Consider the following 14,128-nt stretch of genomic DNA (forward strand, 5'->3'; position numbering starts at 1 on the left):
TACATAGAAAATGAACTCTCTAAAATATTGCTGGAGAGTGTTGCTTCACGCCACATGACCGGCTACCGCACTCGTAACTACAAACATCCATTTTGTAGAATCCAGACTTTTTTTGGTTTATATATTAAAAATTCCAAACTATTATCAGGAGAATTAGTGTGTTCATGGATTGGACACCTATGTATAAATTTGTTTGATAAAATAATTAGTAGTTAAATATAGATGATATCAATAACTGAAATATAAACAAAAACTGGAGTGCACTTGTTATAATACGCCCGATCATAGTAGACACAGGACACACAATAACAGATGTGTGAGCATTATCCATGTACGGCACTTACATGAAATTATTGCAGCTACTGCGACAGCCAAGACTCCCATCTACCCTTCCGTTTCACATGAGCATCCACCTTGTTCAAGATACTTATGAACAGAATATTGAGTTCCACATTCACTACAAAACACTTTTGATTCTACAAATACTGTGAATTCAGTCGTCGTGACCCGACCAGTGTTCTGTAGTTTCTCAATCCGATCCTCGGTAACCAATTGCGTCCGATTTGTCAGACGCTGGACGGCATCGATGTCCTTCTGTACTTTCTCTGAATCAGACATAGCTTCGTACTCAACTCCTCGATAATCCTTGAGATATGACCGGATGGCTTGGTACGTTACGAAGTCGTCCTCGATACGATCTACGTCGATACCGTTATGCTGGAGTCGTGTTCGAGTTTTCGTACGAACGCCGGCGCTGACGGTATCAGCAGTCTGGTTTTTGTACATTGTATCGACATCAGCCTGCGTAGTCCCTAAACCGGCATCATGCAGTTTTTGTTCTAATAATTTCTTATTGAAAATATCGGCGAGGTCCCGGAGACTCATACGCTCAGTATCTTCACCAAGCCACATCGACTCTAGAGTCTCACCAAAATCCTCTAGCTGATACTGTTTGAGCAGTCGTGCGACCTTACTTAATGGCTTATCGTTGGATGTGCTTGCCATTGTCTTATAGAATAGCTATCGCTCTAAGTAGTTAAATCGGTGTGGTAAGCATAAATGAGGAGATTAAATTCAGGGACTCTCTCGGCGAGGCTTTTTCCATATGTTCAACAGTGAATATACTGGAAACGATTGTGTGGCTACCATGAGCGAGTACATCACCACAGGATTTCGAGTGCAAAAATGTCGATGATTTCTCCCGGACGCTCCTCCAGCGTGAGAAACTCGCCGACGCATACTGGGATATTATCTCGCCGGCAATAGGAGACGACGAGCTCAATTCAACACACAAGAAGCCAACACACGCTAGTCTTCATGAACACGATTTCCTTCCACTACTAAACTCCCTTCAAGAGTACGACGATACCACGTTCAGACTTCTGGTCGAATGACCTCGGGCTCAAGCCTGAGGAAGTGAGATACGGCAGGGAGATCAATGATGAACGAATTATCGAAGCACTTGAGCCATTCTTGATCTCACGACGCAAGCGAGAAGCTCTTCGCAAGTCGTCGATTAACACCCTCCGCTATCTCGGCTAAATTGCTACGTCAGTGCCTATTGCAATGATAACGGGACAGACAATCTTGTGACACTCATCGGTCGTGAGAGCGATGTCCCGGCATACAAAGCGGTTGACAGCTGCTGGTCAGCGTTCGACCGACTGCACGGTATTCTCGATAACAGGCAGACCAGATGTCACATCCATCTCGAGGTTTGGAATTGAGACGCACACACCCGTCTGGCGAAATTGATCCTCGTCAATCCTGCCGACGGTCCCAGCGACGAGTTTGATTGGTCGAACGGCAACGGTGGCAGCGACGCCGAGAAACCTTGCTTCGACGCTGAGCACGTCCAAGTACTTTACCAGGCAGCAACTAATGCCGAGAACGAGTACTCGTGCTCGCACTCTGCGCATGGAAGCTTCGTACAGGTAAGGCTGCTCGACTGCATACTCCCAGTATGTTCTCAACCCGAACAACGAGGATGTTCTGTTCATCGCCTTCAAAGAGCGGAAAAATAGCTCCGAAGGGATGTCACTCCTCTGTGGGGTGATTCTTGAGAATTGCCACGCTGCGACTGCTGGCGCGATAAATAGAGTGGTTATCTATTTCCCTCACCGCACACGCATCGAGAGGGCACATTTCTCGTAGGATAGTCTGGAACCGATTTGGACAGCTTGCCGAGCGTGTTGAGTTACCCGAACAAATCAACGATGAATCACCTTCGACGAAGATGGGACAGCAATTCTAGTAAGACATATATTCGTCGTCGCTCGACGTTATTCTTGGGAGCCTCGAGATCGACGCCGTCACGCCAGCGAATCTATTCCAGCGGGTCCGCTGCGAGCGATTCCGAACCAAACACACCGAGCGGAATCATTGCCCTCTTCGATTTGCGAGCATCAGCTGACTGTATCAACAATTTCCCAGAGGAGGTTATCTGGTGTGGGTGCGTTGAGATACGGCTCGATGGCCTGAAAGCTATCCCAGCCACCGACCTGCATGACGACGCGGGGATTCATCTGCCGATCGAATTCGTTAGCCTGTGCGGCTTCCAGAACGTTGATCGTGCCACCAATGTTCACCTCGAATGCTCTTCGTGAATTTGCTCGACAATCCGGAACGAGCAATGAGGCGAGGTGGATAATACGCTCCGGGTTGGTGGCAGCAATCGCGTTGTACACGTCTACCGGATCGGTAACGTCCCCGTGAATCAGTCGGATCTCGTCATGGACACTCGCCGCAACCGGTCCAAGGTCGGTAATGTCGAAGCCAAAGACGTCATTTCCAGCTGCCGTTAGCAACCGGAGGACGTGTCCGCCGATGAATCCACTGGCCCCCGTTACAAGAACATGAATAGTACCAATACTTGTCGCTGTATCATAAGTTCAATCTTTTAGGTAACATTACGCCATCTTCCGGTCTGAAAACTACACTGGACGAATGTCTGAGCAGAAGAATAATTACCTGTCGAACTGAGAGATGATCATGACTGAACCAAACGTACTCGTTCTCGATGCACCATCTAATCTTGGATTAAATCCACCCGAAGAAGGCTCTACACCTGGCTGCTACAAACTTCCTTGGGCACTGCATGACCGGAATCTCATGGATCTTATTAATGCAGGTGACGCCGGGAGTTTGGTGCCGCCACGCTATCTCGCTCACTGGGAACCTGGTGAGGGCGACCGTAATGCTGAATCGATAGCGAACTACTCCGTTGAGTTAGCAGACCGACTTACTGAAACAATTCAAACCGAACAACAAGTGCTGGTACTCGGTGGCGATTGCAGTATTCTGATCGGCAATATGCTAGCACTCAAACGTCGTGGTCGCTTCGGTCTCGTCTTCCTAGATGGACACAGCGATTTTCGACATCCCGGAAACGCGAAAGCCATCGGAGCAGCGGCAGGTGAAGATCTTGCGATTGTCACCGGTCGTGGTGATGCACGCCTCGTCGATCTCGAAGATCTCGGCCCCTACGTGCGTGATGAAGACGTGGCTGTAGTCGGTGTACGTGAGAACGACGAACATCTCGACGAGCTAATAGAAGCAGGCATAGACATAACCACGAGCACACAGATGAACGCACTCAATAGTTCACAACTTGCAGACCGGGTTCTCCAAACGGTATCACAGAATACAACCGGCTTTTGGATTCATTTAGACGTAGATGTCGTTGATGCGTCAGAGATGCCCGCTGTGGATTGTCCGGAGGAGGACGGTCCATCCTTTAGCGACGTTGCTGAACTACTCTCTAGGTTGCTATCGTCTCCAGAGTGCGTTGGGCTCGAGATCACGATCTACGATCCAGATCTCGACCCTACCGGTGACTGTGCAGATCGCATCGTCGAATGTCTACAGAATGCATTTTGTTAGTCATATATATGGAATTGAATAAACGCTACTTCTATGAGTAAATGTGGCGATTTCGCCAAATTACACCGCCGGTGGATGATTGAGCGCAACATCATGGGTTTTGATATTCCGACGGTGGTCCCCAAGTGCGAGCTAAATGTTCATCTCGTGCTCAATTGCTTCGATAGGGCACTGTCTAGATAAGCTCTGCAGGAATTCGCCCATTTAGTGCCTTATGCGGTCGCTGGCGGTTGTAATAGCGGCGAAATTGCCGACACCATTCTCTGACAGCCTGCCGACTGCCCACCCAACTCGTCTGGAAGCGGTCAGTCCGGACTTTGAAGGTCTGAAACCACCGTTCGATGTGGTTTCGGTCGGTATAATCGAGCCGACCGCTCAATCCGAGTCGTGCGAGGTCAGTCGAGTAGCCGTACCCATCGACGAGAAACACCGTCTCGGAGACATCATGTTTCTCGGTGAGTCGATGGAGAAACGCAGCCGCCGGATCGGTGCCATGGCGACCGAACACCTCGACATCGAGCACGACCATGGTGTCGAGGTCGATCGCCGCATCCAACCAGCACCACTCACCGTCGATCTTGACAGCGGTTTCGTCGACCGAGCCCCGCGACGTTCACGAGAGCTTCGCTCTCGTGCAGCCAACCAGAACTCTTCGAATTCTGGTGACGGCTGTGCCGACAGCGGGTCGGGTTCGCTGAGACTCGTTCTATTTCATGGTAGTTCTGGGTGTCGTCGTAGTCCTCGAAGTCGGCATGAGGATGCTGGACTGAGAAAACTACCCAGCCGCCGGGACTAAGGACCCGACGCAGGTCACGAAACAGCGTCTCCCAATCCCTGACGTAGTGGAACGCTAGTGAACTGGCGACACCACCAAATGTACTGTCAACGAAAGGGAATTCGTTCTCGAGATCAGCCTGAATAAAATCGGTATCGGGTACCCGTTTTCATGCATACATGAGCATTTCATGGCTCACGTCGAGGCCGACAACGGCAGCGCCACGGTCGCTGAGTGCCTTGGTGAGGTGGCCAGCGCCGCACCCTGCGTCGAGGACATAGGTCTCTTCGACGTCGGGAAGCAAGGAGAAAGTCGCTGGCCGTTCGAGGTAGGCGTTCGGAGGCATCGTATCTCCTTCATGGTTGTATCCGGCAGCAAGTTTATCGTAGGCTTGGTGGGAGATTGGGTGGTCTGGGGCGTCGGCCATGGGTAGTTGGACACAATACAAATGCAAAAAGTTTAGACAGGCGTCTTTACTACTCCCCGAAGATAAGCCCATGATGGCACTGCTATAGGGATTGGCAGAGGTATTCATAGATTCTGTTCCTCACCCGATACCATCTTCTCGACGATCAAGCGCATGCTCGGCACAGCAGTGTGTGTCCAAACCTGGAGAGAGTTCCGTGACGTCGCACCGATGTGTATTGTTCACAATATCATTCAATCATTGAATCTGTGAATTCATCGTTATATACTGATTCACAAGGGCTGAGTGATTACAGATCGACTGCAAGTATTGATTCCATTTGTTTCCGTAGCAGCGAAGCAGGAGCGTATTCGAAGACTAGGTTCCGAACTCTTGCGAGGACTGGATGCTCTATCTGTGCTAGTCGTCCTTGCAATCGGGACTGGCGGAGAATTGACTCTGTTCGATCCTTACGTCGATTTTCGTAGGTAGCGAGGGCATGATGGCTGATGCCGTGTTCAGCGATGGATTCGGCGAGGACAATGGCATCCTCCATAGCCTGTGAACTCCCTTGCGCGAGGTTCGGTGTCATAGCGTGAGCAGCGTCTCCGAGGAGGGTAACGTGCCCGCGTCTCCACTGGTTAAGCAGCGGCAGTTCCGTAATTGGCGTTCGGATAAGGGTTTCATCGTCGGTAGCAGTGATGAGTTCGGGGACTGGAGACGGGAATTCTCTGAATCGATCGGCGAGTTCAGCGGATGTCATTTCCGGCACAGTGGTTGGGGATGATGCCACAATTATGGCGAACCAATACATCTGTTCGTCATTCAAAGCAAAGTATCCGAAGCGTAATCCGCGGCGCCAGATTTCTAGCCCAATTCGGTCTGCATCAGTCGGGATCGTTGTCTCAACGAGACCACGGTAAGCGACATCACCAGCGTATTGTGGGCTGATATTAGGGAAGAGGCTCGCGCGAACGGTTGAATTGACGCCATCAGCACCAATAATAAGATCTGCCGATATCTCGGTTCCATCAGCGAAATGGATTACTGGTTGGTCTGCATTGACATCGATACATTCTCTGCCGAGTTGCAGCACTTCAGCAGGGAGGCGATTCGCCAGTACAGCCTGTAACTCAGCTCGGTGGATGGCCATAAGATTGTGATCAAGGCCGATCCGAGCTGTGTGGTCGTTGAGATCCATCGACGTGAGTGTTTGCCCGTTGGCGGTTCGTATTTCCATTTGATCCAAGGTAACGCCACGGGCTATAATGGCGGCGGCGACATCAAGTCGGTCGAGCGCCTGCATCCCATTGGGGGTAATTCCGATACCAGATCCTACGGGCCGAAGTTCGTCCGCTGCTTCATACACTACTGGATCGAAGCCATGGTCTCGAAGGGCAAGAGCCGTACACAGACCGCCGATGCCGCTACCGATAATTGCGATCCTAGACATCTCTATGGTAGCATATTCTTTGCATATTTATTACTTTTTACTTAGAAGATTTCGAACACACAAATACTGCGGTGGATTCTCTTCATTCTACCGTGCTAAATAGTGACTTCATCAGCTGAAATCACGGGTTTAGAAGGATGAAGTTGAGCAATCGATTCGTGTCTTTGGAAATCGATTGCTCAACTTCGTTCAGGAGTGTAAGTGACTCGCTCTCCTCGATACACCAGTGCAGCGTTGCTACTACGAATGTAGCGCCGTGCTCATTACTATAGGGAGTAACGGAAGTCCTCAAACGTTCAAATATGACAAGATACAGAATTGTTGATTTTGGCGTGCGAGATGCAGCGGTTGTACACAGTAGACGGGTCGGATCGGTTCGAGAAACGGCTGGTCTATCCTACGACACATGTGGCACGTGGGTACGGCAAAAGACATCCCAGGAGTTGTCTACTCGTTCCGGCGACGGACCAGTAATCCACGTCCCGTTCTACGCCCCCGAGTCGGTCAGCTGCTTTCGCATTTCGAGGACGGTGAGCGTCTCGCCGTTCGTCTCGTGATCGCGCTCAACTCCCCGATCCCATCCAGCCGCCTCGTAGAACGGGACGGCGTTCAGCGACGCCCACAGGCCGAGCGATTCGTGGCTAGTCGCCCGCGCGCAGGAGCAGGGCAAATGGCTCGGCGCTGTTCCCGTGGGTTTCGAGCGTGACGCTGACGGCTATCTGCAGGTCGTCCTCGATCCCGCTCGGGACGCCGGTGAGGTCGGCTATCTCGATGTGCGCCGAGCGATCGAGCGCGTCGACGAAGGCGAGTCATACCGACGGGTTTCCCGCGACGTCCCAAATCTCGCGCGCACAACGCTCATGAGCATCCACAAGGATGACGAGCGACAGCAGTGGTATCTCGGTGGTGAGGCCGACGATGAACGGGTCGACGCAGTGCTCATAGCTGCATGGGGACTCTTTGTGCTCTTCTTGACCGGCTCCGGGATATTTCGGTTTGTCAATGGATGGCGAAAAACACGAAGCAGCCGTTCGCGGAAGATACGAGAGGGTCGCAAGGAGATGAAAGGATCCTTCTATGCATTCGGAGCGGCCCTCATCGTTATCGGAGCGGAACGGCTCTTTGCGTTCTGGATCGTGGACGTGATGGACTGTGCGTTAGCCCTCGTATGGGTATGTGACAAGTCCCAACGCACGCTCAGTGCAGACATACGGGCACGACTCGTCTTGCTCACCGACAATGTCGACTCAAACACTTATCATAAATCCTGCTGGGGGATTGCTAATTCCATGATATCGAACCGTGTCCATCAAATCCTCCCCCTACAAACGGCAGGGTCCGGCTGATCCGTGCGGACAGCACCACTACATCCCCGTTCTCAGTCTCGTACAATGCTCCATAGTCAGTACAGCCTTACTGCTGGCTCTGTCAGACCGGGATCGCACTCGCGGACGGCTGGGGTCTCCTCGATGCGATTATCCCACCATGCCGCCAGCGCCTGGATTGTTCGCCTCATGGTATCCGCATCGAGTGCCCAGCGATGATCCTCGGCGTAGTGATCCACCGCTTCTCACGACGGAAGGATTGGGTGCCCACGAGCGCACACACCACGTTTCACGAGAAAACCGGCTCACTGGGGAGTCTCCCGTCACTATTCGTGGGGTGCCGGCAGGCAATTGCAGGCCAATTTTGATGTGACAAACTGCTGTAATGCTGTCTTGTGGCGCCTCCCGTACTCACAGAGCGGCCACCGGATGAGGCTCTCTCAGTGCGACACGCTCCTGCTACCCACCCCGACGCTCCGCTGACAGTGCCTCCCGGCTGGGCAGTTCATGCTGTGAACACGGTGGGTCCACGTCACAGTTGCACTACCGACTGGACAGGGCGCTTCCGTGCCTTACTGCGTGCAGCGATCTTCACCACACCAACACAAGTCCGGTGGACTGTCAACTCAGTACTACCCATCCAACAGTCCACCGCTCCTTCCACCGTTGACGGTCAGACACGGCGACGAAGAACAACGGACGCAGTGGTGTGTTTCCCCGATTGTTAGTCACATCGACCACGGGACTGTTCACTGAGTGCAACCACCCGACTGTCCGCTCACTGCGACTCCTCGACTGTCCACCTACTGCACTCTACCGAGTCACCACCTGAACCGCCAGAGGGCACCCAAGCCCGAGTCTGCATCCAATTCCACTCCACAGAACTGGACGACCGAGGGTCACTCAGGGGGAGCATGGACACACCGCCTGCACACTGAAGGGACCGACTGGCACCCCACAAACGGTAACTAAACGACTGTCCACCAATCGCTACACGCATCGCCGGTAGATACACGCTGGTCGGAAAATGCCGGGCGGCAGTCGATCAGGAACGTCAGGGCTTAATCGCCAATCGCCGGGCCAGAGGAGACGGATCGGAGGCTCTATCCGACGTGAATACCCCTGTCCTACCAAGCATAAGCGAAGCGATCGATCGAGTCGGGGAGGACGAAGAGATGACCGCGGAGGCGATGACTTCGTGGACCGTTATAAAGTCTGTGTACAGCGGGGGTCCACGAACGGAGGGGGCTGAGAGATCGACGGAGAAAGCTTTATTGATGCTCTCGGTCGAATTTTCCATACCATTTCAACTGTGCCAGAGCTGACCCAGGTATTGAAACATTAACGGCCGTCGTACCGTGCAATATCGCCGCGGAATTTCAACTGTGCCAGAGCTGACCCAGGCATTGAAACCTCGCTCAGGTACGCCGTTATCCTTCATACCAACAAATTTCAACTGTGCCAGAGCTGACCCAGGCATTGAAACACGATCCGGGAGCAGTCGGTGAGTTTTCGCTCGTATTTCAACTGTGCCAGAGCTGACCCAGGCATTGAAACTGAGCGGGCGGCTTTCCGGCATACTCAATTCTCATTTCAACTGTGCCAGAGCTGACCCAGGCATTGAAACCACAAACTCGCTGACGGTAGCGATATCGTCCTCATATTTCAACTGTGCCAGAGCTGACCTAGACATTGAAACGCTTTCTGGGAAGAATACAGTCGTCCGGCGTACTCATGTCATAGCCGACCCAGGCATTGAAACCGAGAGTGTGATTTTCATTCGGGAGGAGAACTATCGTGTGCCAGCCTGGAAGAGAATGCTGTCGTTTCGAGGGAGGATGATGCCGGTTAGTCCGTTCTACAGCTCATTCATAAAGCCGAACCCCGTCGTGTTCAGTTCGCCGAGACCAGCACAGTACGCCAACTTCACCAGTCGATACATCGAACGGGTTCGGCATTCGTAATCGAGCCTCCACGTAGTGGCGATGGTCTGTACCACGCTATCCTCATAATGGAGCGGAACGGCGATCTCCTTTTGCGGCGTCCAGTTGGTGAAATACGGTCGCTCCGGTGGTTCCTTGTCGTAATATCTCCGGTATTTCGCTGCGAGATTCCGTTCGAGTTCTTGCTTGAACGCATCGAGTGGATGTTCGAGCCGCCAGTACACGTCGTCGTACTCGGCCGCGATACCGTATTCCTCGCATCTCGATGCCGGAATTCGGACGACGATCGGGGTCCCGGTCTGTAAGGTCCCGTTCTCTTGTGGCGTGAGATCGAACACTGAGGTGTATTTGACCGTGTACCGCTGATCGCCGACGGCAACGGTATCATATTCTGAGATTGCGTCCGCAAACTGTTCGACGAGATGCTCGTGGGGACTCGCAACGATCCACGTACGCACGTCTCCCTCGCTCATGTCTTTCGGCGGGAAGATATTCGAAAACGATACGAATTTGAATGGTTTCTCTCGATGGATGAAGTCGTATCCTGCATTCTCAAGTGTACGATAGAGGAATCCCTGAAGCTTGGTGTGGTACGCCGATTGGTAGGCCTGATCTTGCTCGGCCCGCAGTTTTATCAGACATCGCATACCATAATGTGTTCCATAGAATTTATTAATTATACCGACATTGAAATATCCACTAATGTGTGATGCATTTCTCGTATCGAGTACCGGAAGGGGTCCATATGATTCGACGACGTACGTGCTCGATGAGGATTCCACATACGAAACAAAATTCAGTCCAGTAGCGCTAGCAGAACTGTTCGAGATCGATCGTGTTTTCCTTGCGAGAACGGACGGGACGGCTGCATACGACGACGAGATCGAACGTGCATTCGAGCGTATAAACGTTCCCTGTGCGTTCGAGACGATTGCGGAGATACACAGTCGGGACGACATCGATCGCCTTATGCAGCAGTTGATCGAGGCAATCCGTGAGCACGATCCTGAAACGGTTATCCTCGATATTACACACGGATTCCGCTCGCTTCCGATGGTGTTTTTTGCCACTGTTCTCCACCTCGATACCCTCGATGACGTAGAACTCGGCGGTATCTACTACGGTAAATACCGCACGGATGTCGAGGAATCACCGATTATAGACATGACGTATCTCCACACCCTCATGGAGTGGTACCACGGGATTAACACGTTCGAGCGAACGGGGGAATTGCGGCCAGTCAGCGACTTACTCGACGAACGGAAAAGCGAGTTGTTCGAGAAAAATGAGCGACCGACCGAACTCGCGAATCTCGCAAGCAGACTCAATGGTGCCAGTCGGTCGCTCGACGCCGGACTGCCACTCCAAGCAGGAGTGGCGGTGCGGAATGCGCTCAACGCTATGGACCGTCTCGACGATAGCCAGTTTATCGGGCCGGAGGAGCGATTCCTCGCACCACTCACGGAGATGCTCGAACGGTTTTCGGTTGATCCAAGCATCGATGACTGGACGGATATCGAACTCGACATGGCCGAGTTGCATCGCCAGCGAGAACTCGTTGAGTTTTACAACGCTAACGATAGATACCGAGTCGCGCTCGAATGCGCACGTGAGCTGTTCATCAACCGTCTCGTACTCGAAGAGGGAACGGACTCTGACGACTGGCTCGATAGAGACGTTCGAACTGATATGAGTGACCGACTCGGTGAACGTTCGGGCAAACAAACGAATCCGGAAGCGAACGAAGAGACGCCAGAGGCGATCGATCTCTGGAACAAAATCAGTACTCACCGAAACTGGTACGCGCATTCCGGATTCAAAAATGAGGGAAGACCGAGCGAGCAGAAGATCGACAGTGCTCTCACCGAACTCTGTGAGAAACTCGACGACAAGAAGTTCTGGCAAGGGATCGTATGACGGCGTCGATTCCGTCCCATCGGTTGGCGTGTGTACTCTCCGAGATCGGGCGACTCCGGAGCCGATTCGAGGCAGAACGCGAAGCCGGAGGTGAAACTGCGATCGATCCATCACACGATCACAGTGCGCAGTTTATTCGTGATCATTTCGGGGACGAGACAGCGGCCCGACTCGTGGAGATTCATCATTCCACAGATGAGGTTCCGGAGAAGGCAGCACTCCCCGAGAGTTTTCGGCGCGAGACGTACCTCCTGATGGCGGCAAGTCGGCTCGCTTCGGCTCACCATCGAAACGATAAATCAGAACCGGTGATGCGGCTTCAGAACGTTTTCAACGTCGTGGATGGGAGCGACACCCGTTCAAAGACGTATCCGCTTCGACCGTTGTCTATCGACCGAGAGACGTTATTCCCGCGGGCTGGTGACGAACACACGCAATCAGACGTGGAGGGGTATGAAGGCTTGTGGAACGGTCTCACTGAAGCGGTTACGGAAGTCCATCGATACGAAACGCTCGTTCATTTACTGGAAAAATACACGTGGTGTATACCAGCTTCTCCCGACACTCCCGATCTACCCCTCTATGATTATCTACGAACGACTGTCGCCATCGGCGACGCACTCTACTACTCCGATCTAACGACCGCCGATCTCCGATCACTCGCGGCTGGGGATACCATCGACCAGCAGTGTTTCTCTCTCGTGAAGGGCGACCTCTCCGGTATTCAGTCGTTTTTACATCGGATGAAAAGTCCCGACGAAGCTCAGGATCGCATTTCAAAGCGAATGCGAGGCCGAAGCACGCAGTTGTGGCTGCTCACTGAGAGTCTCAGTACATTGTTTCTCCGACATCTCGATCTCCCGTGTACGAGTCTGATCTGGAGTGGGGGCGGGCAGTTCTACGCGCTCGTTCCACCGAATTCCTCCAAATCGGCGGCGTTAGATGAGTTCGAGCAGGCGGTCAACACCCGGTTGTTCGAACGTTTCGGTGGAGATCTCTTTTTCATCCTCGGGTGCGCCAGCGCTAGGCAGTCAGCTGCATCGTTTCCCTCGCTCTTTCAGCGCGTGGCGCGCGATACCGACGAGCGAAAGCTCCGAAAAGGGTCGTCGGTGGTTTCAGTGCTCGATTCACCGGTTCTCGAGAAGGGTGACGAACCAACGGAACCGTGTCCCGTCTGCGGCGGTGAGAAAGCACACGACGAGGAGCGGTGTTCGGAGTGTCTGAGGCAAGAAGACATCGGCACGGACCTCCCCGAGTCAAACTATCTCCGTCTCGATCACGCACAGCGAGCTGATGCTCATTTCAGTCTCGATCTTGAATCGCTTGGGGAGCGTCTAAGCTGGCGATTCGTAACGGAACCCGAGCAGGCGGATCATCTCTACTCTGTGAATTCGACCGACCGGCCCGAGAAGGCAGATCGATGGGGCTTCGTTTTCACCGGGACGACAGTTCCGTACGGCGGAGGGATCGATCGCGTTTGGTCGTTTACAGAGCAAGCAGGGTTCGCACGGAGCGATGCGTCACTCAACCACGTCGTGAAGATGGACATCGACGATCTCGGGAAGACGATTGCTGCCTGCATGGACGACGGCGTGTCGAGACTCGCTGCCATTAGCCGCATGCTGTCGGTCTTTTTCGGGGGATACGTCAACGAATGTGCCAACGAGCAGTCATACGCCTTCCTACTCTCGGATGCCTGTGAGGACTGTCACGACCAGTTTCACGATATGGAGTCTCGAACGGTAGAACATAGGCGATCCTCCGAACCCGACAGCGCAGTCTACAATCGACCGACAGACGAAGCTGAAAAATCGCTTCATGATGACTGCATCGAACGTATCTCACCGATCTACATCGGGTTCTCGGGCGGTGATGACATGTTCTTCGTCGGTCCGTGGGACGAGGCGGTCGAATTCGGACGACACATACGCAGGGAGTTGCGTGCGTACTGTTCGGGGACGCTCACAATCAGTGCTGGATACTTCTTGTCACGCGAGAAATACCCAATCGGGAGAGCCGTTGAACACGCCGAAGAGCGACTCGAAATGGCCAAAGCGTACTCAGATGACGGCATCACCAAGAACGCAGCGTGGCTGTTCGGAAAGACGCGTGCGTGGGAATCGACTGATACGTCTCCTGGGATGACCGAACTGATCGATCTCGGTATCGAGTTCGAAGAGTTACTCGAAACGGGGGAACTGTCCCAATCATCCCTTCACGCGTTTCTCGAACTCGGAACGGAAACCGACTCGGAGACGATTGACCCCAACGACGCGGCCGTTGGCGTACAAAAAGAATGGAAAGTTAAATATATTCTCTCTAGGAACGTTGATGAAGAAATAATGAGTGAACTAGAAGAAAAGATTCCGAAGGCGCTCCTGTGGATTACTGTGCCCATCTCGTGGGCATCACTAGCAACGAGGTGAA

11 protein-coding genes, 2 pseudogenes and 1 CRISPR repeat array are annotated in these 14,128 nt (G+C 52.8%); of the genes and pseudogenes, 6 read left to right on the forward strand and 7 right to left on the reverse strand.

Features of this window, described 5'->3' with window-relative positions:
- Positions 1 to 384: 384 nt before the first annotated feature.
- Positions 385 to 1,005 carry a rod-determining factor RdfA gene (gene rdfA, locus MW898_RS22390; RefSeq protein WP_248910480.1) on the reverse strand — a complete coding sequence of 207 codons (621 nt, stop codon included), beginning with the start codon at positions 1,003 to 1,005 and terminating at the stop codon, positions 385 to 387.
- Between the two features lie 257 nt (positions 1,006 to 1,262).
- Between rdfA and MW898_RS26575 the strand changes: the two genes are divergently transcribed.
- A complete protein-coding gene (locus tag MW898_RS26575; RefSeq protein WP_497007337.1) occupies positions 1,263 to 1,394 on the forward strand; it encodes a hypothetical protein in 132 nt (43 codons plus the stop codon).
- A gap of 195 nt (positions 1,395 to 1,589) precedes the next feature.
- Positions 1,590 to 1,727, forward strand: coding sequence for a hypothetical protein (locus tag MW898_RS26580; protein ID WP_497007325.1), 138 nt, complete (start codon positions 1,590 to 1,592; stop codon positions 1,725 to 1,727).
- 678 nt (positions 1,728 to 2,405) lie between these two features.
- Here MW898_RS26580 and MW898_RS22400 read toward each other — a convergent pair.
- Entirely contained in the window at positions 2,406 to 2,870 is a 465-nt protein-coding gene (locus MW898_RS22400) for an NAD-dependent epimerase/dehydratase family protein (RefSeq protein ID WP_373689903.1), read from the reverse strand.
- A 121-nt stretch (positions 2,871 to 2,991) separates the two neighbouring features.
- Here MW898_RS22400 and MW898_RS22405 point away from each other — a divergent pair, with 121 nt between their 5' ends.
- Entirely contained in the window at positions 2,992 to 3,882 is an 891-nt protein-coding gene (locus tag MW898_RS22405; RefSeq protein ID WP_248910482.1) for an arginase family protein, read from the forward strand.
- Positions 3,883 to 4,057: 175 nt separating this feature from the next.
- On the opposite strand, the pseudogene MW898_RS22410 reads toward MW898_RS22405, so the two are convergent.
- The 4 genes and pseudogenes from MW898_RS22410 to MW898_RS22425 all read right to left on the reverse strand — a co-directional run.
- Positions 4,058 to 4,489 (reverse strand): annotated as a pseudogene (locus MW898_RS22410) (integrase core domain-containing protein); the annotation flags it as partial.
- A pseudogene (locus MW898_RS22415) lies at positions 4,449 to 5,192 on the reverse strand (class I SAM-dependent methyltransferase). The pseudogenes MW898_RS22410 and MW898_RS22415, both read right to left, overlap by 41 nt.
- Positions 5,193 to 5,373: 181 nt before the next feature.
- On the reverse strand, positions 5,374 to 6,516 hold the full coding sequence (locus MW898_RS22420) for an FAD-dependent monooxygenase (protein WP_248910483.1): 1,143 nt from the start codon (positions 6,514 to 6,516) through the stop codon (positions 5,374 to 5,376).
- Positions 6,517 to 7,003: 487 nt separating this feature from the next.
- Positions 7,004 to 7,186, reverse strand: a complete 183-nt coding sequence (locus MW898_RS22425; protein WP_248910484.1) for a hypothetical protein — start codon at positions 7,184 to 7,186, stop codon at positions 7,004 to 7,006.
- A gap of 19 nt (positions 7,187 to 7,205) precedes the next feature.
- On the opposite strand from MW898_RS22425, the gene MW898_RS22430 reads away from it, so the two are divergent.
- The gene (locus MW898_RS22430; protein WP_248910485.1) at positions 7,206 to 7,862 is read left to right on the forward strand and encodes a hypothetical protein; all 657 of its coding nucleotides are present in this window, start codon (positions 7,206 to 7,208) and stop codon (positions 7,860 to 7,862) included.
- Positions 7,863 to 9,144: 1,282 nt separating this feature from the next.
- A CRISPR array of direct repeats spans positions 9,145 to 9,540; the repeat unit is 37 nt; unit sequence ATTTCAACTGTGCCAGAGCTGACCCAGGCATTGAAAC.
- 159 nt (positions 9,541 to 9,699) lie between these two features.
- Here MW898_RS22430 and cas6 read toward each other — a convergent pair.
- Entirely contained in the window at positions 9,700 to 10,431 is a 732-nt protein-coding gene (gene cas6, locus MW898_RS22435; protein ID WP_248910486.1) for a CRISPR-associated endoribonuclease Cas6, read from the reverse strand.
- Between the two features lie 55 nt (positions 10,432 to 10,486).
- Here cas6 and csx2 point away from each other — a divergent pair, with 55 nt between their 5' ends.
- Positions 10,487 to 11,701, forward strand: coding sequence for a TIGR02221 family CRISPR-associated protein (gene csx2, locus MW898_RS22440; RefSeq protein ID WP_248910487.1), 1,215 nt, complete (start codon positions 10,487 to 10,489; stop codon positions 11,699 to 11,701).
- The gene (cas10, locus tag MW898_RS22445) at positions 11,698 to 14,127 is read left to right on the forward strand and encodes a type III-A CRISPR-associated protein Cas10/Csm1 (protein WP_248910488.1); all 2,430 of its coding nucleotides are present in this window, start codon (positions 11,698 to 11,700) and stop codon (positions 14,125 to 14,127) included. Before csx2 ends, cas10 begins: the two co-directional genes overlap by 4 nt.
- The last annotated feature ends 1 nt before the right edge of the window (position 14,128 follow it).

It is taken from the genome of Halocatena marina, from assembly GCF_023276375.1.
Classification (GTDB): Archaea; Halobacteriota; Halobacteria; order Halobacteriales; family Haloarculaceae; genus Halocatena; species Halocatena marina.

Bases quoted from the DNA above. Each gene is read 5' to 3' on its own strand.
- cas10 (WP_248910488.1), top strand. From the start codon at position 11,698: ATGACGGCGTCGATTCCGTCCCATCGGTTGGCGTGTGTACTCTCCGAG.
- MW898_RS22405 (WP_248910482.1), top strand. From the start codon at position 2,992: ATGACTGAACCAAACGTACTCGTTCTCGATGCACCATCTAATCTTGGA.
- rdfA (WP_248910480.1), bottom strand. From the start codon at position 1,005: ATGGCAAGCACATCCAACGATAAGCCATTAAGTAAGGTCGCACGACTG.
- cas6 (WP_248910486.1), bottom strand. From the start codon at position 10,431: ATGCGATGTCTGATAAAACTGCGGGCCGAGCAAGATCAGGCCTACCAA.
- csx2 (WP_248910487.1), top strand. From the start codon at position 10,487: ATGTGTGATGCATTTCTCGTATCGAGTACCGGAAGGGGTCCATATGAT.
- MW898_RS22420 (WP_248910483.1), bottom strand. From the start codon at position 6,516: ATGTCTAGGATCGCAATTATCGGTAGCGGCATCGGCGGTCTGTGTACG.